We start from the raw sequence: 22,889 nt of genomic DNA, 5'->3' as shown, positions 1-22,889 counted from the left end.
CAAGTTCTCGTTACAGTGGATGCGGCGCGTCGTGGCCGTACCCCGCACGCCGCCCAGGCCGCGCAGAGATGGGGAGTTCATGACGCAGGTGATCAACCACGGTGGAGGCGTCCACAGCATCGAGGTTCCCATCCCGGACAACCCGTTGGGCCACACCCTGGTCCATCTCCTCGACACGGACCGCGGCCCGGTCCTGATCGACACGGGCTGGGACGACCCGGAGGCCTGGGACACCCTGACGGCCGGGCTCACCACCGTGGGCGTGGACATCGCCGACATCCACGGCGTGGTCATCACGCACCACCACCCCGACCACCACGGCCTCTCCGGCCAGGTCCGCGAGGCCTCCGGGGCCTGGATCGCCATGCACGCGGCCGACACCGCGATCGTCCGCCGCACCCGCGCGTCGGAACCGGGCACCTGGCTGAACTACCTCGCGGCCAAGCTGGCGACGGTCGGCGCACCCGAGGACCACATCGCCCCGCTGCTGGCCGCCCGCGAGAAGGGCGGCCGCATGCGCACCCTGCCCGGTCTGCGGGCCGCGATCCCGGACCGCGAGATCGTGCCGGGCGAACTCCTCGACCTGGCGGGCCGCACCCTGCGCGCGATCTGGACACCGGGCCACACCCCGGGCCACGTCTGCCTGCACCTGGAGGAGGACCACCCCGCCAACCTCCCCGGCCGCGGCCGGCTCTTCTCCGGCGACCACCTGCTCCCCGGCATCAGCCCGCACGTCGGCCTCTACGAGGACCCGGACGACGCGACGGCCACCGACCCGCTGGGCGACTACCTCGCCTCCCTGGAGCGCATCGGCCGCCTCGGCGTCGCCGAGGTCCTCCCGGCCCACCAGTACGCGTTCGCGGATGCGGCAGGCCGCGTACAGGAACTCCTCGACCACCACGAGGAGCGCCTGACGGGCCTCCTGACCCTGCTCGCCCGGCCGCTCACACCGTGGCAGCTGGCCGAGCGGATGGAGTGGAACCGGCCCTGGGAGCAGATCCCTTACGGGTCACGGAACATCGCCGTCTCGGAGGCCGAGTCGCATCTGCGCCGACTGGTGAAGCTGGGGCGCGCGGAGGCGGTGACGGGGAGCGAGCCGGTGACGTACGTGGCGGTGTAGTGCGCCGTCGGCCGGGCGACGTTCACACGGCGACTCCGGCGTCGTCGCGCGGTCCCGACGGTGCGGCCTCGGGGGCCCGGCCGGCCGGTGGCACCGTGGGGCGGACTTCCGGTTCACCGACGGCCGCCGCGCGGCGGTGCGCCACGAAGGCGGTCGCGATGAGCGTGAGCGCGACGGTCCCGGCGAGCGCGGGCCAGTACACGTAACGGTAGTTGGACTCGGGCGCCGTGGGCAGGTAGGCGAGGATGTACAGGAGGGAGCTGGCCCCGAGGAGCCGCAGTTCCCGGCTCCAGGGGCCGGCCCACCGCCGGCGGAGCACGAGCACCAGCGAGACGGCCAGCCAGAACCAGCCCTGGAAGAGCATCGGCAGGTCGCGGGCGAACCCGGTCACGTAGTTCTGCAGGGCGAATCTCAGGGTGTCGTTCAGCGGCTCCTTCCGCACCTCGGGGTGCAGACGGGCGCCGGCGTTGACATGGGTGCCGTTCCAGAAGGTCTGGTTGCTCTGGAAGAGCAGCTTGGTGAAGACCCGGGTCCGGTACTCGGCGTAGCCCCTCCAGTGCTTCGGCATCTGCTGCGTCCACATCCGGACGACGACGTCGGCGCGCCGGTCCAGATACGTCACGTCGAACGGGCGGCGCTGCGGGAAGCACTGCAAGTAGCCGTCCGAGGTGATGCCGCGCTCCTGGCAGGTGGTGGCGGCGGCGACCAGCCGGTCACGCAGGTCCGCGTCCGCTCCGGCCCGCTGGGCGGCGGAGCGGACCTGGTCCGGGGTGAGCACGTGGACGAGGTCGTCCACCGGGATCACCGCGTACACGCGCGTGGTCAACGGGTCGGTCGCCGCGTTGACCACGACGCTGCCGCCCATCACGACCGCGACGAAGACACCGGTGGCGGCCAGCCAGCGGCGCCTGCCCGGGGCGGGCCATGCCGCGAGGACCAGCAGGGCGAAGACCGGGATCGTGGCCGGAATGCCGTTCTTGCGTACGAGAGCGGCGTACGTGAGGAACAGCAGACCCAGCACCAGCAGGGCCCAGCGGGTCCTGACCCGGCCCGGGGGCAACTCGCGCACGGTGAGCGCGATCGCGAAGACCGCGAGGAGCGCGTACGCCAGGTGCACGTCCTTCCACACCACTCCCGTGAGGTTCATGATGTGCGGCGCGAAACCGACGGCCAGCACCGCGAGGGAGAGCCCGCGGCTGCCGGTACTCCTCCACACCAGCCGGGCGAGGACCCACAGCGTCCCCCACAGCACGGCGGCCTGCGCGGCGGCCATGACCGAGAAGTCACCCGTGATCCCCATGAGGATCCGCCACGCGAGCGCCATCACCGGCGGGTGCCAGTCGTTCACCGGCTCGTCGCCGAGCGCCTGCCACAGCTGCGTGTTGCTGTCCGCGCTGAGGTACCCGGGGTGAAAGACGGTGGCCACGGCGTTACCGCACGCCGCCGCGACGGCCGCCAGGCACCACGGCCACGCCGTGCCGCCCTTCCAGGCTCTGCGCAGTGCGGTGGTCCACCGGTCGACGGTTGCGGACATAGGGGCGGGGCCCTCCCAGCCGGGGATGACGGGTCGCGTTGTCACTCAACTGTGAGCTGAGGGGACACAGTTCACGAACAGCGTGGCGGGAATCTATCCGTAGCGGACTCCGAAGGACAAACCGGAATGATTAGTCACCTGCGCGCGATGTTCCCCACGGCCCGCTGGGGCCGCCTCGCTCCCGCATCACACCTGCACCGGAGTTCCGGCGGGCTCACCTCGCAGCAGGGCTGGACAGGGCACAATTCCGAGCTGTGACGATCACCGCGGGAGAACTCAACCGGGCCACCCTCAGCCGCCAACTGCTCCTGGAACGTGCGCCGCTGAGCGTTCCCGAGGGTGTGCGGCGGGTGGTGGCGCTCCAGGCGCAGCATCCGGCCTCGCCGTACGTCGCACTGTGGAACCGGCTCACGGACTTCACTCCGGCGGACCTCGACGCCGCCTTCGCCGAGCGGGCGGTGGTCAAGGCCAGCCTGATGCGGATCACGCTGCACGCGGTGCACGCCGAGGACTATCCGGCCTTCCGCGCGGCGATGCAGCCGACGCTGTACGCGTCCCGGCTCGGCGCCCGGTTCGCCGACGCGGGACTGACTCCGGCGGACGCCGAGGAACTGGTTCTGGAACTGCTGGCCTTCGCCGGCCGGCCGAGGACCTCTGCGGAGATGCAGGCATGGGCCGAGGAGCGGCTGGGCGCCGAGAAGAAGGACGGCGGGTGGTGGGGGCTGAAGGCGTACGCGCCGCTGCACCACGTCCCCACGGACGCGACATGGTCCTTCGGACACCGGCCGTCCTTCGTCGCGGCGGGTGGGGGACCCGCACCCGTCGGCCGGGCGGTGGACGCCCGGGCGCTGCGGACCTTGATCCTGCGCTACCTGGCGGGGTTCGGGCCGGCGTCGGTCGCGGACGTGGCGCAGTTCGCCCTGGTGCAGCGGGGGTCCGTCCGCACGGCGCTCCAGGCCATGGGCGAGGCCGTCGAGCGGCTCCGGGGGCCGGACGGCGGCACACTGTTCGACCTGCCCGACGCGCCCCGGCCGTCGGCCGATACCCCCGCCCCGCCCCGGCTCATGGCCATGTGGGACAGCATTCTGCTGGCCTACGCCGACCGCGGCCGGGTGATACCTCCCGAGTACCGCCCCTGGGTGATCAGACGCAACGGCGACGTCCTGCCCACCTTGCTGGTGGACGGCTACGTCGCCGGTGTGTGGCGCTCCACGGCCGACGGCATCGAGGCCACGGCCTTCCACCCGCTGTCGCCCGCCACCTGGGACGGACTCGCCGCGGAGGCGCAGTCGTTGACTGCTCTCCTCGGTGGCCGCGAGGCGGCGGTCTACAGCCGCTACCACCACTGGTGGGCGAAACTTCCCGGGGGCGGTGAGGTGCGGATGCTGTGACGGGGCCGGTTCAGTCCTTGCGGCCCGTCACGGCGATGGTGACCCCGAACCCGAGCCCGATCATCGTGACCCGGCCGGCCCCTCCGACCCCTCAGACCGGAGAAGGGCGATGAGGCGGGCGGGCTCACCGGCCCTGGCCGCTGGCCGCTGGCCGCTGGCCGCTGGCCGGCTGGCCGCTGGCCGCTGGCCGCGAGCAGGCGATCGGCGGACATCATGGTGCTCATGCAAGCCGAGCAAGGGCCCGGTTCGCTCCTCATCCTGTTCTCCGTGCTCAGGCCCGGTGAACCGACCGCACCCGGCCTGCGTCTTCCCTCGTGGCCATCCCCCCACAGGCACAGGAGCACAGACCGTGACCAGCAAGGACGTTGAGCAGACCGACGAGCGGCATCACCCCCTGGTTCCCTGGTGGGCCGACCTCGGGACCTGGGGGGCTGTCGCGCTGATGGCCTTCGGGGGCCTCGCGGCCGTGTGGGTCTTCTTCCGGCTGCCGGGTACCCCGCAGGAGCTCGCGACCGGCTACTACCAGGCCGCCAAGGTCGTCGCCATCGGCCTGGTGATCGCGGGAACCGCCTTGCTGAGCCGTGAGCGCGACCGGGGGGCGGCCACCGGGAAGGCGGACGAGGCGGTACGCGACTGACCGGTGGGGCGGGACCGCTCGGGCCGGCTGCGGATGACCGCGGCTGCCCCGTGCCGAGGCGCCCTGGCACCCGCCCGGTAGAGTGGGCGCGTCGTCATCATGCCCGTTCAGGGGGAAGCCGGTGCGAATCCGGCGCTGACCCGCAGCCGTGACCGCCCCCCGGGGTGGGAGTCGGAATGCCCTGTCCGTGTCGTGACCGGCTCGTGCCGTCGGGACCCCCCCGGTGGCCGGCACCGTCGAGGTATACGGAGCCGGAGCCTGGTGCCTGTGTGTGCCTGTGCCCGGTTCCCCCAGGAGAGGCCCCGCCCGCCATGACCGTACGCCGCAGCGCAGCCGCGCTCGCCGCCACCGCCACCGTGCTCTGTGCGGCCGCAGCCCCGGCCGCGGTCGCGGCGCCGTCTCCCTCCCCCTCGCCGTCCGTGGCCCTGCCCTCGGGGCTGTACGGCACGAAGGACCCGACGTACGACGGGGTGTGGCGGCAGTCGCTGGCCTTCGTCTCGCAGCGGGCCGTGGGTGTGTCGCCCGCCACGAAGGCCGTCGACTGGCTGATCGGGCAGCAGTGCGACAGCGGGGCGTTCGCGGCGTACCGGCCGGACCCCTCCGTGCCCTGCGACGCCAAGACCATGATCGACACCAATGCGACGGCGGCCGCCGTACAGGCGCTGCACGAGGTCCGCGGGCACGAGGAGCTCGTGCACAACGGGGTCGCCTGGCTGAAGACCGTGCAGAACGAGGACGGCGGCTGGGGGTACACCGCCGGCAGCCCCAGTGACGCGAACTCCACCTCGATCGTGACCGGCGCCCTCGCCCGGGCCGGCGAGAAGCTCGGGGACGTGACGAACAGCGGCGGCAAGACGCCGTACGACGCCCTGCTCACGTTCGCCATCCCGTGCGGCGGCAAGGACGGCGGCGCGTTCGCATACCAGCCCGACAAGGCCGGAAAGCTCGTCGCCAACGGCGACGCCACCGCGGCCGCCGTGCTCGGCTCGCTCGGCAAGGGGCTCGTCGTCGGCAACAACGCCGCGGTGAAGGACCCCACCTGCACCGAGGGCGACGCCCTCCGGCCCGAGCAGGCCGCGCAGAACGGTGCCTCCTACCTGGCCGGGGCCCTCGCGAAGACCGGTCACCTCGACTCGCCGCCGATGCCCGGCGCCGAGGACAGCGCCCCGCAGCCCGACTTCGGCAACACCGCCGACGCCGTCGTCGCCCTGTCCGCGTCCGGCCACAAGGACAAGGCCGCGGCGTCCGTGAAGTGGCTGGAGAAGAACTCCGCTGCCTGGGCGAAGGAGAACGGACCCGCCGCCTACGCGCAGCTCGTCATGGCCGCCCACTCCACCGGCGCCGACGTCCACGACTTCGGCGGCAGTGACCTCGTCGCCCAGCTGAACGCCACCGGGCCCGCGCCCGCCGCCGTCAAGAAGCCGACGGCGAGCGCCACCGAGGAGGAGAAGAAGGACAGCGGCGACGGGGACGGGATCGGCGGTCTCTGGTGGTTCGTCGGCATCGGACTCGCCGTCGGCGCCGGCGCCGGGTTCCTGATCAGCGGCCGCCGCAAGAACCAGCAGCTGTGAGGGGCTTTCGGATCACCGCACCGGTGGTGGTCCTGGGCGCCCTCCTGGCCGTGCTCGGCGCGGGCACGGCCCAGGCGGCGGGCTACCGTTACTGGTCGTTCTGGGAGGGCTCCGGCAGCGGGTGGGCGTATGCCACCCAGGGGCCGTCGCTGGTGCGCCCGGACGACGGTGCGGTGCAGGGCTTCCGGTTCGCCGTGAGCGCGGACTCGCAGGACGCGGCCAAGCCGCGCCACTCCCCCGACTTCGCGAAGATCTGCGCGGACACGCCCGCCAGGGGCGGCACCAAGCGGGTCGCGCTCGTCATCGACCCCGGTACGGCCGCCGACGCCCCGGACGGGGCGACGCCGCCCGCGCTGCGGACCGCGTGCGCGCAGGTCCCCGAGGACGCGAGCAGCGCGGAGGCGCTCGCCTCGGTGGCCAAGCCGCTGCGATACGGCAGTGACGCCCTGCTCTGCGCGATCTCCGGCTATCCGGTCTCCGGCTGCGGTGAGCAGGTGGCCCAGGGCACGGGCGGCAGCGAGACCGCCACCGCCGACGCCTCCGCGCCCACCTCGGCGGGGGTCGCCACCGGCGGGGACGGTTCGGACGGCGGCGGGCCGTCCGCCGGGGTCCTCGTCGGGGTCGGCGCCGTCCTGCTCCTCGGCATCGCCGCAGTCGCGCAGGCCCGCCGCCGCCGCGGATGACCGGCACGACATCCGGCCGTACGGACGCCCCGGCGGCCCCGGCCCGTGCCTGGCGCGCCCCCGCCGCCTCCCGGAGCAACGCGCTGCCCGCAGGGGCCTGGTGGCTGTGGGCGCTCGGGCTGGCCACCGCCGCGTCCCGGACCACCAACCCGCTGCTGCTCGGCCTGCTGGTCGGCGTGGCGGGGTACGTCGTGGCCGCGCGCCGCACGGATGCGCCGTGGGCCCGGTCGTACGGGGCGTTCATCAAGATCGGGCTGTTCGTCATCGGGGTGCGGCTGCTCTTCTCCGTCTTCCTCGGCTCCCCGATCCCGGGCACGCATGTCGTGTTCACGCTGCCCGAGGTGCCGCTGCCGGACTGGGCGAAGGGTGTCCGGATCGGGGGGCGGGTGACCGCGGAGCAGTTGCTGTTCGCGCTGTACGACGGGGCGAAGCTGGCCGCTCTGCTGATCTGTGTCGGCGCGGCGAACTCCCTCGCCAACCCGGCCCGGCTGCTGAAGTCACTGCCCGGTGCGCTGTACGAGGCGGGGGTGGCCGTCGTCGTCGCGATGACGTTCGCGCCGAACATGGTCGCGGACGTGGTGCGGCTGCGCACCGCCCGGCGGCTGCGCGGCCGGCCGACCGGCGGGGTGCGGGCCGTGCTCCAGATCGGGCTGCCCGTCCTGGAGGGCGCGCTGGAGCGGTCGGTCGCCGTGGCGGCCTCGATGGACGCGCGGGGGTACGGGCGTACCGCCCAGGTTCCGGCCGCCGTCCGGCACACCACGAACGTCCTCACGCTCGGCGGGCTGCTGGGTGTCTGCGCCGGTACGTACGGGCTGCTGGCCGCGCAGGGTGCGGTGTACGGGCTGCCCCTGCTGGTCGCCGGTCTCGTCGCGGCGATGGCCGGGCTGCGGCTCGGCGGGGCGCGTTCGGTACGGACCCGCTACCGGCCCGACCGGTGGGGGGTGCGGGCCTGGCTGGTCGCGGGGTCCGGGGCGGCGGTCGCGGTGGCGATGATCTGGGCGGGCAGCGCTGATCCGGCGGCGCTGCACCCCGGTGTCGTACCGCTGACCGCGCCCGTGCTGCCGTTGTGGCCGGCCGCCGCGGTGCTGACCGGTCTGCTGCCGGCGGTGGTCGCGCCCGTCCCGCCTTCCCCCACAGGCTCGCCCGTCGCGCCTTCCCCCACAGGCTTCGAGGAGCAGGTGTGATCCGGTTCGACAGAGTTTCGGTGCAGTACGAGGGGGTGGACCGCCCCACCCTGTCGGGCGTCGACCTGACCGTTCCCGAGGGTGAGCTGGTGCTGCTCGTCGGGCCGTCCGGGGTCGGCAAGTCGACTTTGCTGGGCGCGGTGTCGGGGCTCGTGCCGCACTTCACGGGCGGCCGGCTGACCGGGCGCGTCACCGTCGACGGGCGCGACACCCGCACCCACAAGCCCCGTGAGCTCGCCGATCTGGTCGGCACCGTGGGCCAGGACCCGCTCTCCCACTTCGTGACGGACACGGTCGAGGACGAGCTGGCGTACGGCATGGAGTCGCTGGGCCTCGCCCCGGACGTGATGCGGCGGCGGGTCGAGGAGACCCTGGACCTGCTGGGTCTCGCCGGACTGCGCGACCGGCCGATCGCCACCCTGTCCGGGGGACAGCAGCAGCGGGTCGCGATCGGTTCGGTCCTGACCCCGCACCCCCGTGTCCTGGTGCTGGACGAACCGACGTCCGCGCTGGACCCCGCGGCGGCCGAGGAGGTCCTCGCGGTGCTGCAGCGGCTCGTCCACGACCTGGGGACGACGGTCCTCATGGCGGAGCACCGGCTGGAGCGCGTGGTGCAGTACGCGGACCAGGTCGTCCTGCTGCCGTCGCCGGGCGCACCCCCGGTGATGGGGGCGCCGGCCGAGGTGATGGCGCTCTCGCCGGTGCATCCGCCGGTCGTGGCGCTGGGACGGCTGGCCGGATGGGAGCCGCTGCCGCTGTCGGTGCGCGATGCGCGGCGCCGGGCGGCGGGCATGCGGGAGCGGCTGGCCGACGTGACGCCCGGACCGGTGGGCGGTGGCGAGACCCGGACGCTTCTCCCGCAGCCGCCCGCTCACCACCCCACGCCCCGGCGGGGCGCCCTGGCCCGGCTGTTCGCCCGCGGCCCGCAGGAGACCCCCGAACCCGTCACCGACGCCACCACCCGTGTCGAGCGCCTCGCGGTGCGGCGCGGGCGCGTCGAGGCGCTGCGCCGGGTGACGCTCACCGTCGCCCCCGGCGAGACCCTCGCCCTGATGGGACGCAACGGCGCGGGCAAGTCCACGCTGCTCTCCGCCCTCGTCGGCATGGTCGAGCCGGCCTCCGGCACCGTGCTCGTCGGCGGCCGCACCCCGCACCGCACGCCGCCGCGCGAGATGGTGCGCCGCGTCGGTCTCGTACCGCAGGAACCGCGCGATCTGCTGTACGCGGACACCGTGGCCGCCGAGTGCGCGGCGGCCGACGCCGATGCGGGGGCCGCGCCGGGCAGCTGCCGTGCGCTGGTCTCCGAGCTGTTGCCCGGCGTGGCGGACACGACCCATCCCCGTGATCTGTCCGAGGGGCAGCGGCTCGCCCTGGCCCTCGCGCTCGTGCTCACCGCCCGGCCCCCGCTGCTGCTCCTGGACGAGCCGACCCGCGGTCTGGACTACGCGGCGAAGGCCCGGCTCGTAGGGGTGCTGCGCACGCTGGCCGCCGAGGGCCACGCGATCGTGCTGGCCACCCATGACGTGGAGCTGGCCGCCGAGCTGGCCCACCGGGTGGTGATCCTCGCCGACGGGGAGGTCGTCGCGGACGGGCCGACCGCGGAGGTCGTGGTGTCCTCGCCCGCGTTCGCCCCGCAGACCGCCAAGATCCTCGCCCCGCAGGAGTGGCTCACCGTCTCGCAGGTGCGCGAGGCGCTGGGAGGTGCCCGGTGACCGGCACGACCGGGCGGAGCGCGCGGCCGGTGCGGCTCGGGCCGCGGGCGATCGCCGCACTGGTGCTGATCAGCGCGATCGGGGTGACCGCCTTCGGCTGGCCGCTGCTGGCCGGCCCGGACTCCGGGCTCGCGCACTCGAAGGACGCGCCGTGGCTGTTCGCCGCGCTGCTGCCGCTGCTGGTCGGGGTGGTGGTCGCGATGATCGCGGACGCCGGGCTCGACGCGAAGGCGGTCGCGATGCTGGGGGTGCTGGCCGCGGTCGGGGCCGCGCTGCGCCCACTGGGGGCGGGCACGGCCGGTCTGGAGCCGATGTTCTTCCTGATGGTGCTGAGCGGGCGGGTGCTCGGGCCGGGCTTCGGCTTCGTGCTGGGCTCGGTGACGATGTTCGCCTCCGCGCTGCTGACCGGCGGGGTGGGCCCGTGGATGCCGTTCCAGATGCTGGCGATGGGCTGGTTCGCGATGGGTGCCGGACTGCTGCCGGGTCCGGACCGGCTGCGTGGGCGGGCCGAGCTGCTGATGCTCGCGGCCTACGGGGCGGTGGCTTCGTTCGCGTACGGGACGATCATGAATCTCTACGGGTGGACGATCGTGCCGGGGCTCGGCTCGGGCATCTCCTTCCGGCCCGGTGACGCGCCGGTCGACAACCTGGTGCGGTTCCTCGCGTACTGCACGGCCACCTCGCTCGGCTGGGACCTGGGCCGGGCCGTGCTCACCGTCGTACTGACGCTGACCGTCGGAACCGCGCTGCTGAAGGCGCTGCGCCGGGCCACGCGGCGCGCGGCCTTCGAGGCCCAGGTCACATTCGGGGCTCCCGGCGAGTGAGGGCACCCACAGGACCTTGGTCCTGTACGAAGCGGGGCAGTAGCCGCGGAGGGCCGTCACCGGACCCCGTTCCACCCCCTCCAACCTGCTATGAAGCAGTTTGAGGGGGTTCGGGACCTTCGGCCCCGGGTGCGAGGCGGGGTCGTACCGGGGGTCGTTGCGGTGGTTGAACGGCGCCGCTAACACTGGAGAAGTCGCCGAGCACCGCAGCGTCCACCGGAACGGACAGCGGTCAACGCGCAACGGTCCACGAAGGATTCGGGCCGGAGCATGCGACTCCCCCGTACCCGACGTTAGGTTCCCTGTGTCGTTCGCCCGTAACATCCTCGCCCGTCGCAAGTCCGCCGTCGCCGGTGCAGCAGTGCTGCTGGGTGCCTCCGGTGTGGCCCTGGGCGTCTCCCCGGCCATGGCGGCCACCTCCGCCGCGCCGACGTCCGCTGCCGCGAGTGCGCAGGACACGGCGAAGTCGATGATCGGTGACGACGCGCAGTTCCAGTGCTTCAGCAACATCGTCAGCCACGAGAGCGGCTGGAACCCGAGCGCGACCAACGCCTCCTCCGGCGCCTACGGCCTGGTCCAGGCGCTGCCGGGCTCGAAGATGTCGTCCGCCGGCTCCGACTGGCAGACCAACCCCAGCACCCAGATCAAGTGGGGCATGGACTACATGAACTCCCGCTACGGCAGCCCCTGTGGCGCCTGGTCCTTCTGGCAGGCCAACAACTGGTACTGAGTCCACCCGGACCACAGCCAGTAGCGACGAGGGCCCTCCACCGCACACGCGCGGTGGAGGGCCCTCGTCGTGTCTGCCTCTCAGCCGCGCGCGGCCGGCGGGGGTCCCGGCGGGCGGCCGGCACGGTGCTCAGTGCGGCGAGGACCACCACGGTGGCGGCTGCCGCCAGGCGTCGTATGCGTTGCGTCGGGGCGGAGTTGCTCGCGTTGTTGCCCGGGGTTGCGAGCCGTTGCCTTTGAAGTGTGTATGAGTGAGTTGTAGTGCCTGTGAGCGAGTCGGGTGGTGGGGTGAGTGAGGGTGGGAACGGCGCGATCATCGCGGTCGATCCGGCCTATACCTCGATGTGGGGTGGGCAGCACTGGCCGAAACCACTGACCACCCCGCACCGGAAGATGTCCCGTCACGATGCCGCCGGTATCGCGATCGGGCGACGCGCCCTCGGACACCCGATCCGGCGTCGGACGACACCGCCCCCACACGACCGGAGCGATCGTGTGGGGCATCGGACTGACCAGGCCGGCCGGCGTGCCCCTGGACGTGAGGGAACCCGCCCACCCGCAACGGACCACGCCCCTGGAGACGTGCCACCGAGCGGAACGCGAAAGCGGCGACCCAGCGCACCCAAAACCGTTCGGGATGCGCCCAGAACACATCAGTGGGTCCAAGACTCACTCATGCACACTGGCTAGGAACGGTGGACTTGAGAGCGCCCTCGCTCCGGGGGTCGCCCCTCCCCGGCGCGGCCGGCCCCTGCGCCATCCGGTGGCCTGTCCGAAAGATGTTGGGGACCCGTTGTCGCGCCTGCGCCCCCCCATTAACGTGCGCACCGCAGAATCCAGTTCACATCTGACGCACCATCCGTGGCGACGACCAAGGAGTGCTCGTGACGCAGCTGTCGAGACGTACGCTACTGACCTCTGCCGGAGCGGTGGGCGTGTCCGCCGCCCTCGGCACGCAGATCCCCGCAGCGGCAGGACCGGCGCGCAGGACGGCGGGAACCGCGGCCGCGCAGGCGGCGCTGGGGCGGCTGCTGGGCGGGCACGCCGGGCAGTTCCGGCTCACCCTCCTCGATCCGGCGGACGGCGGCGAGCGCTTCCGCGTCGGCGGTTCGCGCGGGCGCATCGAGGTCGCCGGGACCAGCCCGGCGGTGATCCTGACCGGAGTGCACTGGTACCTGAAGTACGTGTGCGACGCGGTGATCTCCTGGGCCGGCAGCCAACTCGACCTGCCCGCCGTGCTGCCCGCGCCCGACCGGCCGCTGGAGCGCGGGGCTACGGTCCCCCACCGGTTCGCGTTCAACGACACGTACGACGGGTACACCGCCCCGTACGCCGACTGGGCCCGCTGGGAGCGGACGCTCGACGTGCTGGCCCTGCACGGCTGCAACCAGGTGTTCCTGACCGTGGGTCAGGAGGCCGTGTACCACCGGTGGCTGCAGGAGTTCGGCTACAGCGACGCGGAGGCCAGGGCATGGATCCCGGCGCCGACCCATCAGCCGTGGTGGCTGCTGCAGAACATGAGCGAGTACGGGGGCCCGGCCACCCCGGAGCTCATCTCGCGGCGGGCCGCGCTGGGCCGGCGGGCCGCCGACCGGATGCGCGAACTCGGCATGGACCCGGTCCTGCCCGGCTACTTCGGCACCGTCCCGGTCGGCTTCGCCGACCGCAACCCCGGCGCCTCGGTCGTCCCGCAGGGCCTCTGGTCCGGCTTCCGGCGCCCGGACTGGCTGGACCCGCGGACCGACACCTTCGCCCGGGTCGCGGAGTCCTTCTACCGGCATCAGCGGGTGCTGTTCGACGACGTGCCGTCGTACAAGATGGACATCCTGCACGAGGGCGGCACTGCGGGCGGGGTGGACATCCCCGAGGCGGGGCGCGGCATCGAGCGCGCGCTGCAGACCGCCCGACCCGGTGCCACCTGGGTGATCATGGGCTGGACCGGCAATCCGCGCCCGGAACTGCTGGCCGCGCTCGACAAGACCCATGTCCTGATCGTGGACGGCCGCTCCGAGCTGGACGAGTCCACGGACCGCGAGAAGGAGTGGGTGAACACCCCGTACGCCTTCGGTGCGATCCCGAACTTCGGCGGCCGGACCACGCTGGGCGCGATGGCTCCGGCCTGGACGCAGAAGTTCCCGGCCTGGCGCGACAAGGCAGGGAGCACGCTGACCGGCACCGCCTATCTCCCGGAGTCCACGGACCGCGACCCGGCCGCCTTCGAGCTGTTCACCGAACTGGCCTGGCGCGAGGAGACCGTCGACAGGGCCGCCTGGTTCACGCGGTACGCGCAGTTCCGGTACGGCGGCCGGGACCGGCGGGCCACCGCGGCCTTCGCCGCGCTGCGTGACACCGCGTACGACGTGCAGAGCAGCGACGGCCGCCCGCACGACTCCCTGTTCGCGGCCCGGCCCGACCTCGCGGCGGTCAACGCCACGTACTGGGGAACCACGCAGCTGTCGTTCGACTCGGCCGGCTTCGACCTCGCCTTCGCCGGCCTGCTCGGGATGCGGGAGCCGCTGCGCCGCTCGGAGGCGTACCGCTTCGACCTGACCGACTTCGCGCGCCAGGCGCTCGCCAACCGCTCCCGGCAGTTGCTGCCGCAGCTGCGCGCCGCCTACGAGCGCAAGGACCGGGGCGCGTTCACCGCCCTGTCCGCGCTGTGGCTGAAACTGATGCGGCTGAGCGAGGAGATGACCGGCGGACACCGGGCGTTCATGCTCGGCCCGTGGCTGGACGAGGCGCGGCGCTACGCCTCCTCGCCCGCCGAGTCCGCCCAGCTGGAGCACAGTGCCCGCGCGCTGATCACCACCTGGGCGGACCGGCCGGCCGCCGACGCGGGGAAGCTGGCCAACTACGCCAACCGGGACTGGCAGGGGCTGATCGGCGACTTCCATCTGCCGCAGTGGCAGAGCTATCTGGACGAGATGGCGGACGCACTGGCCCACGACCGGGCGCCGAGGACCTTCGACTGGTACGCCGTCGAGGAGCCGTGGACCCGTGAGCGCAAGGCGTACCCGCTGCGGGAGCTGAGCGCGAGCGCCGTGCACCGCACCGCGCGCCGGGTGTACGAGACGCTCTCCGCCGCCCCCTACCAGGGCACGGTCACCGTAGAGGCCGACCGGGCCACCGTGGAGCCGGGCGGCTCGGCGGTCATCGAGGCCGGCTTCCGTAACGTGAACGGGCTGCGCTCGACCGGGCCCGTCCGCTTCTCGCTCGCCGTTCCCGGTCTGGGGAGCGAGGCGCAGGGGCCGGTCGAACTGGCCGGTGTGGAGGCGGGCGGCAGTGCCCGGGCGAGCTGGCGGGTCACCGCCCCGCCGGCCGCGCCGAAGGAGCCGCTGGAGGCGCACCGCTTCGAGCTGGGGACGGAGTACGGGCCCCGCGGGGAGCGGCCGGTCACGGCGGTGACGCAGGGGCGGATCTACGTGGCGGGGCCGCTCGACGCGGGCTGGCTGACGCACAACGCGAACGACGCGTCGTTCGGCCAGGTCGCCGACCGCTTCGCCATCGACGGGGCGGGGAGCGACCTGTGGGGGTCGACGGCCCAGTTCGGGACGGTGTACCGGGCGGCGGCGTTCGGGGACGGCGGGTGCGCGACCGTGCGCGTGGACTCCCAGGAGAACACCGGCAACTGGGCGCGGGCCGGGATCGTCGTGCGCAACGCGATGGCGACGACCGGGTCCCGGGGCTTCCTGAATCTGGCCCTGACGCCGGTCAACGGGGTCGTGCTCTCGTACGACGCCAACGGTGACGGCACCCTGGAGAAGCGGGACTCGCTGCCCGGGGTCACCGGGCCGGTGCTGCTGCGGCTGACGCGGACCGGCTCCGCGTACACGGGCTCCTGCTCGACGGACGGCGGGGCCACCTGGCGGACGCTCGGTGCCGCGTGGGTGCCGGGCGCGGCGGCCGTCCAGGACGTCGGGTTCTTCATGACGGCGGCGAACGGCGGGTCCGGCCGGCGCGGCCGGGTGGACTTCAGCGGCTGGTCACTGACGGGCTGACCGGGCGGCGGGGGCCGCCGTCGCGGCCCCCGCCCCCGCAGGGCCCCAGTGCCTGTCCGGCCCTGGTCCGCCGGACAGGCCCCAGGGCGTGTTTCGAAAAGTAGCGCCGTCCGCCCGGAGGGCGGCCGGCAGACGGGACTTCCGAAACACGCTTTAAAGCCGCTGGATGATCGTGCCGGTCGCCAGCGCACCGCCCGCGCACATGGTGATCAGTGCGAACTCCTTGTCCCTGCGCTCCAGTTCATGCAGGGCCGTGGTGATCAGCCGGGCCCCGGTGGCGCCGACCGGGTGGCCCAGCGCGATCGCCCCGCCGTTGACGTTGACCTTCGACAGGTCCTGGTCGAAGACCTGGGCCCAGCTCAGGACCACGGACGCGAAGGCCTCGTTGATCTCCACGATGTCGATGTCCTTGAGCGACATCCCGGCCTTGCCGAGCACCGCACGGGTCGCGTCGACGGGGCCGTCGAGGTGGAAGTGCGGGTCGGAGCCGACCAGTGCCTGGGCGACGATCCGGGCCCGGGGCTTCAGCTTGAGGGCCCGCGCCATCCGCTTGGACGCCCACATGATCGCGCAGGCGCCGTCGGATATCTGCGAGGAGTTGCCCGCGGTGTGGATGGCGGTGGGCATCACGGGCTTGAGCCGGCCGAGCCCCTCCATCGTGGTGTCGCGCAGCCCCTCGTCACGGTCGACGAGCCGCCACATGCCCTGGCCGGCGGACTGTTCCGCCTCGGTGGTGGGCACCTGGACCGCGTACGTCTCCCGTTTGTAGCGCTCCTCGGCCCAGGCGGCGGCTGCCCGCTCCTGCGACAGGAGGCCCAGCGAGTCGACGTCCTCCCGGGTGAGGCCGCGCTTGCGGGCGATGCGCTCGGCGGCCTCGAACTGGTTGGGCAGGTCGACGTTCCACTCGTCGGGCCACGGCTTGCCCGGCCCGTGCTTGGAGCCGCTGCCCAGCGGTACGCGCGACATCGCCTCGACGCCGCAGCTGATGCCGACGTCGATCACCCCGGCCGCGACCATGTTGGCGACCATGTGGGAGGCCTGCTGCGAGGAGCCGCACTGGCAGTCCACGGTCGTCGCGGCGGTCTCGTACGGAAGTCCCACGGTGAGCCAGGCGTTGCGCGCGGGGTTCATGGACTGTTCGCCGGCGTGGGTGACGGTGCCGCCGACGATCTGTTCGACGCAGTCGGCGTGGATGCCGGTCCGGCCGAGAAGTTCACGGTAGGTCTCACCCAGCAGGTAGGCCGGGTGGAGGTTGGCGAGCGCGCCTCCGCGCTTGCCGATGGGGGTGCGTACGGCTTCGACGATGACGGGTTCCGCGGCCATGAGCTCGTCCTCTCCTCGCACTTCCGCAGAGGCGTCCCGGCGCCCACGGAAGGAACTAGTACGCGTTCTAGTTCTGCAAGCAGTCTTATGAGGCTTACCCCCGGTACGCAAGGGTCGTGCACGCACCTTGCCCAGCCTTCACGGCCAACACCCACCGCAAACCACCCGGTTCACCGATGCTTCACGCAACAGATCCGGCCATGCCCCTTGTCAGTTGTAGAACTCGTTACTACCTTGCGGGCAACTTCTGATGGGTCGTCAGACATGGTGCCGACGGCTCTCGGACCGACCTGGAGTTCTTGACCTGGAGCTGCCGATGCCCTGCCCCCATCTGCCCGAAGGGTTCGACTTCACCGACCCCGACCTGCTCCACGCCCGTGTCCCGCACCCGGAGTTCACGCTCATGCGGGAGACGGCACCGGTCTGGTGGTGCACCCAGCCCACCGGCATTTCCGGCTTCGACGACTCGGGCTACTGGGTCGTCACCCGGCACGCGGACGTCAAGTACGTCTCGACGCATCCCGAACTGTTCTCGTCGAACACCAACACCGCCGTGATCCGCTTCAACGAGTCGATCAGCCGGGACCAGATCGACGTCCAGAAGCTGATCATGCTGAACATGGACCCGCCCGAGCACACCCGGGTCCGCCAGATCGTCCAGCGCGGCTTCACCCCCCGCGCCATCCGGTCCCTGGAGGAGACGCTGCGCAACCGGGCGCGCTCCATCGTCGAGACGGCGCTGGCCGGGGCCGACGACGACGGCTCGTTCGACTTCGTCACCAACATCGCCGTGGAGCTGCCGCTTCAAGCCATTGCCGAGCTCATCGGCGTACCGCAGGAGGACCGGGCGCGGATCTTCGACTGGTCGAACAAGATGGCCGCGTACGACGATCCGGAGTACGCGATCACCGAGGAGATCGGCGCCGAGGCGGCGATGGAGATCGTCTCCTACTCGATGAACCTCGCGGCGGCGCGCAAGGAGTGCCCGGCCAAGGACATCGTCTCCCAGCTGGTCGCCGCCGAGGGCGAGGGCAACCTCTCCTCCGACGAGTTCGGCTTCTTCGTGATCCTGCTCGCCGTGGCCGGCAACGAGACCACGCGCAACGCCATCAGCCACGGCATGCACGCCTTCCTGACCCATCCCGAGCAGTGGGAGCTCTACAAGCGCGAGCGGCCGGAGACCACCGCCGAGGAGATCGTCCGCTGGGCGACGCCCGTGGTCTCCTTCCAGCGGACCGCCACCCAGGACCTCGAACTGGGCGGGCAGCAGATCAAGAAGGGTGACCGGGTCGGGCTGTTCTACTCGTCGGCCAACAACGACCCCGAGGTGTTCGAGAACCCGGAGCGGTTCGACATCTCCCGCGACCCGAATCCGCACCTCGGCTTCGGCGGCGGCGGTCCGCACTTCTGCCTGGGCAAGTCCCTGGCCGTGATGGAGATCAACCTGATCTTCAACGCGATCGCGGACGTGCTGCCGGACCTGCGACTGGTCAGCGACCCACGACGGCTGCGGTCGGCGTGGCTCAACGGCATCAAGCAGCTCCAGGTGAGCGCGTCCGGGACGCGCTAAGCACGACGGACGCCTGAGAACACCGTCCCCCCGTACCCCCGTCCGTATGCCGGACAGGGGTACGGGGATCATGGCGGCCATGCACGCGCTGTTCTCCGGCTTCGCCCCCATCTGGATCCTGACCGCCATCGGCTACGCGGCGGCCCGCGGCGGTCTCCTCGGGGAGCAGGCGGAGTCGGTGCTCGGCCGGTTCGTCTTCCATGTGGCCATGCCCGCCGCCCTGTTCACCATGGTGTCCGGGTCGCGGCCGGCCGCCTTCGCCCATCCGTCGATGCTGGCGTTCGTCGCGGGCACGGTGCTGGTGTCGGCGCTCGGATACGTGGTGGGCCGGCGGTTCTTCGGCCGCAAGAGGGCCGAGGCGTCGATCAGCGGCATGGCGTCCGGCTACGTCAACTCCGCCAATCTGGGCATCCCGGTGGCGGTGCACGTGCTCGGCGATGCCTCGTTCGTCGCGCAGGTCATCCTGTTCCAGGTGCTGGTGGTCTCGCCCGTGGTCCTGACCCTGCTCGACTCGGGTACGCAGCGCGGCGGGTCCGCCACCGGCGGTCTGCGCCGGATGCTGACCATGCCCGTACGCAACCCCGTCATCATGGCCTCGATCCTCGGGGTGGCCGTCTCCGCGACGGGGGTGCGGCTGCCCGGGGCCGTCGCCCACTCCTGCGACGTGCTCGGCGCCGCCGCCGTTCCGACCGCGCTGGTCACGCTGGGCCTGTCGCTGCACGGCGGCGGAGCCGGCCGGATGACGGGGCCGGTGACAGGGCGTGCGGAGGTCGCGGTCGCGGTCGCGCTCAAGACGCTGTTCCAGCCCCTGGTCGCCTTCGTCGTCGCCGGCCCGCTCCTGCACCTGCCGGACCACCAGGTGCTGGCCGTGGTGCTCTGCTCGGCGCTGCCCACGGCTCAGAACGCCTACATCTACGCCCGTGAGTACGGCCTGGACACCGGTCTCGCCCGCAACTGCGTGGTGGCGTCCACGGTGGTGTCGATGGGCACGCTGTCCTTCGCCGCCTGGGCGCTGGGACCGTCCCGCTGATCCGTTGGAGTGGCGGGGCCCGCCGGACGGGCGGATGCTGGGTGGGCGACGATCCACATGCCGAAGGGGTGCCGGGCGTTTTTCGCCGTCCGACACCCCTTCGGTCATCGCCCGCCCTCAGGCGCTCTCGGTCACGCGCCCGGCAGGTTGCGGCACCGCCGTCGTCCTCCTGGTTCCGTCCCGCGGTTTCTCCCCGTCGCCGGCCGCGCCCGGCTCGTCCCCCGGTTCCCGCAGCCTGCGCGGACCCGAGAACGCGTACGTGAGGCCGAAGCCGAGGGCCACGACCGCGGCCCCGCCCACCGCGTCGAGCACCCAGTGATTGCCGGTCGCGACGATCGCCGAGACCGTGAACAGCGGGTGCAGCACGCCCAGCGCCTTCATCCAGATCTTCGGGGCGAGCATCACGATCACCACACCGCACCACAGGGACCAGCCGAAGTGCAGCGACGGCATCGCCGCGTACTGGTTGGTGACCCCGGTCAGCGTGCCGTAGTCGGGCTTCGCGAAGTCCTGGACGCCGTGGACCGTGTCGATGAACCCGAGCCCCGGCATCAGCCGTGGCGGGGCCAGCGGGTAGAGCCAGAAGCCGACCAGGGCGAGCAGTGTGGCGAAGCCGATGGAGCTGCGGACCCAGCGGTAGTCCGCGGGGCGGCGTACGTACAGCACGCCCAGGATGGCCAGCGGCACGATGAAGTGGAACGTCGAGTAGTAGTAGTCGAAGAAGTCCCGCAGCCAGCCGATCCTGACGACCGAATGGTTGGCCCAGTGCTCGATGTCGATGTGCAGCCACTGTTCGATCGAGTGGATCTGCCGGCCGTGGTGCTCGGCTGTGGCGCGGCCGGCCGTCGCGGCCAGCCTGACCTGCTGGTAAGCGGAGTAGACGACCCTGATCAGCAGGAGTTCCAGCAGCAGGTTCGGCCGGCTGAGCACCCGCCGCCAGAACGGCAGCAGCGGCACCCTGCCCCAGCGGGCGGCGACCGGGGCCGCGTGGCCGGTGGGGATCGGCTGCTGCCAGTACGACGAGGTGCGCGGCAGGAACGGGGCGACGCACGCGGCCGCGAGCGCGGCGATCAGCAGCACGTTGTCGCGGACCGGGAACACCGCCTCGATGTTCGGCAGCAGCATCTTGCCCGGCAGTGTGACGACGAGGATCACGACGGCCGGCCACACCAGCCGGTCAGAGGCGCGCTTGCCGACCCGGCCGACCACGGCGAGCAGCACCCACAGCAGCTGGTGCTGCCAGGCGGTGGGCGCCACGGCGACGGACACACAGCCGGTCACGGCCACGGCGAGCAGCAGCTGGCCGTCGCGCGCGTACCGTGCGGCGCGGCGAAGTCCGAGGAAGCAGACGGCCGCGGCGAGCGCCAGGAAGAGGGCGATCTCCAGCGGGCCCTCGAGGCCCAGGCGCAGCAGCGCGCCGTGCAGCGACTGGTTGGCGAGGCTGTCGGCCTGGTCGCCGAGCCCGGCGCCCACGACATGGTGCACCCAGTACGTCCACGAATCGTGCGGCATCGCGGCCCAGGCCAGTGCCGTACAGGCGGCGAAGGCCGCGCCGCCGGTAGTTGCGGCTCTGCGTCTTCCGGTCAGCCAGAGCAGGACGGCGAAGAGCAGCACGGTCGGCTGGAGCGCGGCCGCGATCCCGATCAGTACGCCCGAGGCCCGTTCACCGCGGGCAGTGAAGAGGCCTACGAGGACGAGGAGGACCGGCAGGATGCTGGTCTGGCCCAGGTGGAGGGCGTTGCGCACCGGCAGCGAGAGCATCAGCAGGCTGATGGCGACGGGGGCGGCGAGCAGGGCCGTGCGGCGGCTGACGGGGGCGGGCAGGGCGCGCGCGGCGATGATGCCGAGCGCGGCGACCAGCAGCAGCGAGCCGAAGATCCATGCCACACCGAGGCTCTGTTCGGCCGTGCGGGTCAGCGGCTTGAGTACCAGGCCCGCGAAGGGGGTTCCGGTGAACCGGTCGGTGTCGTACAGCGAACCCGTCACATGGAGCACACCGTTCTCACCGGTCCAAGTCTCCAGATCGGTGAGGCGTTCGCCGGGCGGCTGCCGCAGCACCACCGCCATCTGTCGCACGGCCAAGGCGGCTACAACCAGCCAGAGCACGGCACGGGCAGCCCCGGTCCTCGCCCCCGTCACCGCGTCTGTGCGCACACTGTGCTCCGCGTTCGCCACGTTGCGCCGACCCTCCCAACGTTTGGTGCCGATTCTCTGTCCGGCATGCTGTGAAACCTTCGCATTGCCCTATGAGGTAGACACAATCAACCCCCTCTTCGCCTGACTGTCATCCCGCTTTTGTCCGAAAGAATGCCCGGCCGCGCGGTGCCGACAGGCCGGAACGGCCGGAACCGGCGGGGGCGTCCGCACGTCTGAGCCCCTGATCGGTGACCACGGGGAGGAACACAGGACATGCGGTGCACGGGAAGAAATCAAGAGGTACGGCATCGGCGGCGCGGGTGGGCACTGCGCGCACTGTCCCTGGTCATGCTGGTGCTCTCGGCTCAGCTGGGGTCGCTGATCGCGCCGGCGTACGCGTGTGGCTGCGGGGCGATGGTCGTGAACCGCAACACGCAGGTGCTGGTCGACCGGGAGACGTCCGTCGTCGGCTGGGACGGCGGTACCGAGCAGATCGTGATGCGGTTCACCGTACGCGGGAACGCCCCCGAGGCCGCATGGATCATGCCCGTACCGCACCGCGCGACGGTCGAGCTCGGTGACGCCTCACTCTTCTCCGAGCTCCAAACCCTCACGGCCCCGGTGACCACCACACGGCACTACTTCTGGCCACGTGCGAAGGACTGGCCGTTCGGCGGTTCGGGTCACAGGTCCGGGGACGGCGCCGCCGCTCCCTCGGCCGCCGCCCCGGTCGAGGTGGTGGGCCGGGAGCGGCTCGGGCCGTTCGACGTGGCCCGGCTGGCCGCGAGCGACCCCGCCGCGCTGGAGGGCTGGCTGAAGGAGAACGGCTTCGAGCTGCCGGACCGGCTCTCGACGGCGCTGCGCCCCTACGTCGAGCAGAAGTGGGAGTACGTGGCCGTGCGCCTCGCTCCCCGGGAGTCCGGCGGCCCGCTGGGCGGCACGCTCGACCCGTTGCGGCTGCGTTTCGCCAGCGACCGTCTCGTCTACCCCATGCGCCTGTCCCGGCTGGCCGCGACGCCGCAGTCCCTGGGGCTGTACGTGCTCGCGGCGCACCGCATGGAGCCGCGAAGCGCGATCGGCGGGCGGCCTCCCGAGGTGACGTACGCGGGCCGGGTCGACGCCGGGGAGGAGAAGGGCGCGTACCCGGCGCTGAACACGCTGACGGGCGGGAAGCCGGTGTTCGTCACGGCGATCGACCAGTCGTTCCCGCGGCCGGAGCTGATCGACGGCGACCATGAGCTGCGGGCGGCCTCGGCGGACACCCCGTACCGGACCACGTACTACCGGGACGAGCTGCTGACCGTGGGCGGCGCCCCGGCCTGGGTGCTGTCGCTGCTCGGTGGGGCGGTGGTGGTGGCCGTGGCTCTGCTGCTGGTGCTGCGGGCCCGGCGGCGGCGTCCGGTGGTTCCGCCGCCGCCGGTCACCGTGCCGCCGCCGCTGAGGTGAG

Annotated in this window: 16 protein-coding genes, 1 pseudogene and 1 riboswitch; of the genes and pseudogenes, 14 read left to right on the top strand and 3 right to left on the bottom strand. The window is 72.4% G+C overall.

Going from position 1 to position 22,889, the window contains the following annotated elements:
- Positions 1-79: 79 nt before the first annotated feature.
- On the top strand, positions 80-1,120 hold the full coding sequence (locus ACIBJG_RS06010; RefSeq protein ID WP_399304357.1) for an MBL fold metallo-hydrolase: 1,041 nt from the start codon (positions 80-82) through the stop codon (positions 1,118-1,120).
- Positions 1,121-1,142: 22 nt separating this feature from the next.
- Here ACIBJG_RS06010 and ACIBJG_RS06005 read toward each other — a convergent pair whose 3' ends face one another.
- Entirely contained in the window at positions 1,143-2,654 is a 1,512-nt protein-coding gene (locus tag ACIBJG_RS06005) for a hypothetical protein (RefSeq protein WP_399304354.1), read from the bottom strand.
- A 254-nt stretch (positions 2,655-2,908) separates the two neighbouring features.
- Here ACIBJG_RS06005 and ACIBJG_RS06000 point away from each other — a divergent pair, with 254 nt between their 5' ends.
- The 10 genes and pseudogenes from ACIBJG_RS06000 to ACIBJG_RS05955 all read left to right on the top strand — a co-directional run bounded on the left by ACIBJG_RS06000 (position 2,909) and on the right by ACIBJG_RS05955 (position 15,383).
- Positions 2,909-4,045, top strand: coding sequence for a winged helix DNA-binding domain-containing protein (locus ACIBJG_RS06000; protein WP_399304352.1), 1,137 nt, complete (start codon positions 2,909-2,911; stop codon positions 4,043-4,045).
- Between the two features lie 349 nt (positions 4,046-4,394).
- Complete coding sequence (locus ACIBJG_RS05995) at positions 4,395-4,682, top strand: hypothetical protein (protein WP_399304350.1); 288 nt, start codon at positions 4,395-4,397, stop codon at positions 4,680-4,682.
- A gap of 109 nt (positions 4,683-4,791) precedes the next feature.
- Positions 4,792-4,864: riboswitch (cobalamin riboswitch) on the top strand.
- Positions 4,865-4,993: 129 nt separating this feature from the next.
- Positions 4,994-6,253, top strand: a complete 1,260-nt coding sequence (locus tag ACIBJG_RS05990) for a prenyltransferase/squalene oxidase repeat-containing protein (RefSeq protein ID WP_399304348.1) — start codon at positions 4,994-4,996, stop codon at positions 6,251-6,253.
- On the top strand, positions 6,250-6,936 hold the full coding sequence (locus ACIBJG_RS05985) for an SCO2322 family protein (RefSeq protein WP_399304346.1): 687 nt from the start codon (positions 6,250-6,252) through the stop codon (positions 6,934-6,936). The genes ACIBJG_RS05990 and ACIBJG_RS05985 overlap by 4 nt, the downstream gene beginning before the upstream one ends.
- Positions 6,933-8,120, top strand: coding sequence for an energy-coupling factor transporter transmembrane component T (locus tag ACIBJG_RS05980; RefSeq protein ID WP_399304344.1), 1,188 nt, complete (start codon positions 6,933-6,935; stop codon positions 8,118-8,120). Before ACIBJG_RS05985 ends, ACIBJG_RS05980 begins: the two co-directional genes overlap by 4 nt.
- Positions 8,117-9,832 (top strand): ABC transporter ATP-binding protein, encoded by a 1,716-nt coding sequence (locus tag ACIBJG_RS05975; RefSeq protein ID WP_399304342.1) that lies wholly within the window; start codon positions 8,117-8,119, stop codon positions 9,830-9,832. Before ACIBJG_RS05980 ends, ACIBJG_RS05975 begins: the two co-directional genes overlap by 4 nt.
- Positions 9,829-10,656: an ECF transporter S component gene (locus tag ACIBJG_RS05970; RefSeq protein WP_399304340.1), complete on the top strand. Its 828-nt coding sequence runs from the start codon at positions 9,829-9,831 to the stop codon at positions 10,654-10,656. The genes ACIBJG_RS05975 and ACIBJG_RS05970 overlap by 4 nt, the downstream gene beginning before the upstream one ends.
- Positions 10,657-10,960: 304 nt before the next feature.
- Complete coding sequence (locus ACIBJG_RS05965) at positions 10,961-11,386, top strand: transglycosylase SLT domain-containing protein (protein ID WP_399304338.1); 426 nt, start codon at positions 10,961-10,963, stop codon at positions 11,384-11,386.
- 311 nt (positions 11,387-11,697) lie between these two features.
- Positions 11,698-12,075: pseudogene (locus tag ACIBJG_RS05960) on the top strand (IS200/IS605 family accessory protein TnpB-related protein); the annotation flags it as partial.
- A 194-nt stretch (positions 12,076-12,269) separates the two neighbouring features.
- A complete protein-coding gene (locus tag ACIBJG_RS05955) occupies positions 12,270-15,383 on the top strand; it encodes an alpha-N-acetylglucosaminidase (RefSeq protein WP_399304336.1) in 3,114 nt (1,037 codons plus the stop codon).
- 153 nt (positions 15,384-15,536) lie between these two features.
- Here the strand turns inward: ACIBJG_RS05955 and ACIBJG_RS05950 are convergent, their stop codons facing one another.
- Complete coding sequence (locus tag ACIBJG_RS05950) at positions 15,537-16,706, bottom strand: steroid 3-ketoacyl-CoA thiolase (RefSeq protein ID WP_399304334.1); 1,170 nt, start codon at positions 16,704-16,706, stop codon at positions 15,537-15,539.
- 316 nt (positions 16,707-17,022) lie between these two features.
- Between ACIBJG_RS05950 and ACIBJG_RS05945 the strand changes: the two genes are divergently transcribed.
- Complete coding sequence (locus ACIBJG_RS05945) at positions 17,023-18,276, top strand: cytochrome P450 (RefSeq protein WP_399304332.1); 1,254 nt, start codon at positions 17,023-17,025, stop codon at positions 18,274-18,276.
- A gap of 46 nt (positions 18,277-18,322) precedes the next feature.
- Positions 18,323-19,306, top strand: a complete 984-nt coding sequence (locus ACIBJG_RS05940; protein ID WP_399304330.1) for an AEC family transporter — start codon at positions 18,323-18,325, stop codon at positions 19,304-19,306.
- Between the two features lie 117 nt (positions 19,307-19,423).
- On the opposite strand, the gene ACIBJG_RS05935 is transcribed toward ACIBJG_RS05940, so the two are convergent.
- A complete protein-coding gene (locus tag ACIBJG_RS05935) occupies positions 19,424-21,412 on the bottom strand; it encodes a bifunctional glycosyltransferase 87/phosphatase PAP2 family protein (RefSeq protein WP_399304530.1) in 1,989 nt (662 codons plus the stop codon).
- A gap of 378 nt (positions 21,413-21,790) precedes the next feature.
- On the opposite strand from ACIBJG_RS05935, the gene ACIBJG_RS05930 reads away from it, so the two are divergent.
- Positions 21,791-22,888 carry a DUF2330 domain-containing protein gene (locus tag ACIBJG_RS05930; protein ID WP_399304328.1) on the top strand — a complete coding sequence of 366 codons (1,098 nt, stop codon included), beginning with the start codon at positions 21,791-21,793 and terminating at the stop codon, positions 22,886-22,888.
- The last annotated feature ends 1 nt before the right edge of the window (position 22,889 follow it).

This window comes from Streptomyces sp. NPDC050422 (assembly GCF_044458665.1).
Classification (GTDB): Bacteria; Actinomycetota; Actinomycetes; order Streptomycetales; family Streptomycetaceae; genus Streptomyces.
Note: the sequence above shows the minus strand (reverse complement) of the source record. Positions and strands in the feature narration are given on the sequence as shown.

What these genes read in the sequence shown, in the direction of transcription:
- ACIBJG_RS06010 (WP_399304357.1), top strand. Translation starts at nt 80, where the DNA reads ATGACGCAGGTGATCAACCACGGTGGAGGCGTCCACAGCATCGAGGTT.
- ACIBJG_RS06005 (WP_399304354.1), bottom strand. Translation starts at nt 2,654, where the DNA reads ATGTCCGCAACCGTCGACCGGTGGACCACCGCACTGCGCAGAGCCTGG.
- ACIBJG_RS05990 (WP_399304348.1), top strand. Translation starts at nt 4,994, where the DNA reads ATGACCGTACGCCGCAGCGCAGCCGCGCTCGCCGCCACCGCCACCGTG.
- ACIBJG_RS05980 (WP_399304344.1), top strand. Translation starts at nt 6,933, where the DNA reads ATGACCGGCACGACATCCGGCCGTACGGACGCCCCGGCGGCCCCGGCC.
- ACIBJG_RS05950 (WP_399304334.1), bottom strand. Translation starts at nt 16,706, where the DNA reads ATGGCCGCGGAACCCGTCATCGTCGAAGCCGTACGCACCCCCATCGGC.
- ACIBJG_RS05945 (WP_399304332.1), top strand. Translation starts at nt 17,023, where the DNA reads ATGCCCTGCCCCCATCTGCCCGAAGGGTTCGACTTCACCGACCCCGAC.
- ACIBJG_RS05940 (WP_399304330.1), top strand. Translation starts at nt 18,323, where the DNA reads ATGCCGGACAGGGGTACGGGGATCATGGCGGCCATGCACGCGCTGTTC.
- ACIBJG_RS05930 (WP_399304328.1), top strand. Translation starts at nt 21,791, where the DNA reads ATGCTGGTGCTCTCGGCTCAGCTGGGGTCGCTGATCGCGCCGGCGTAC.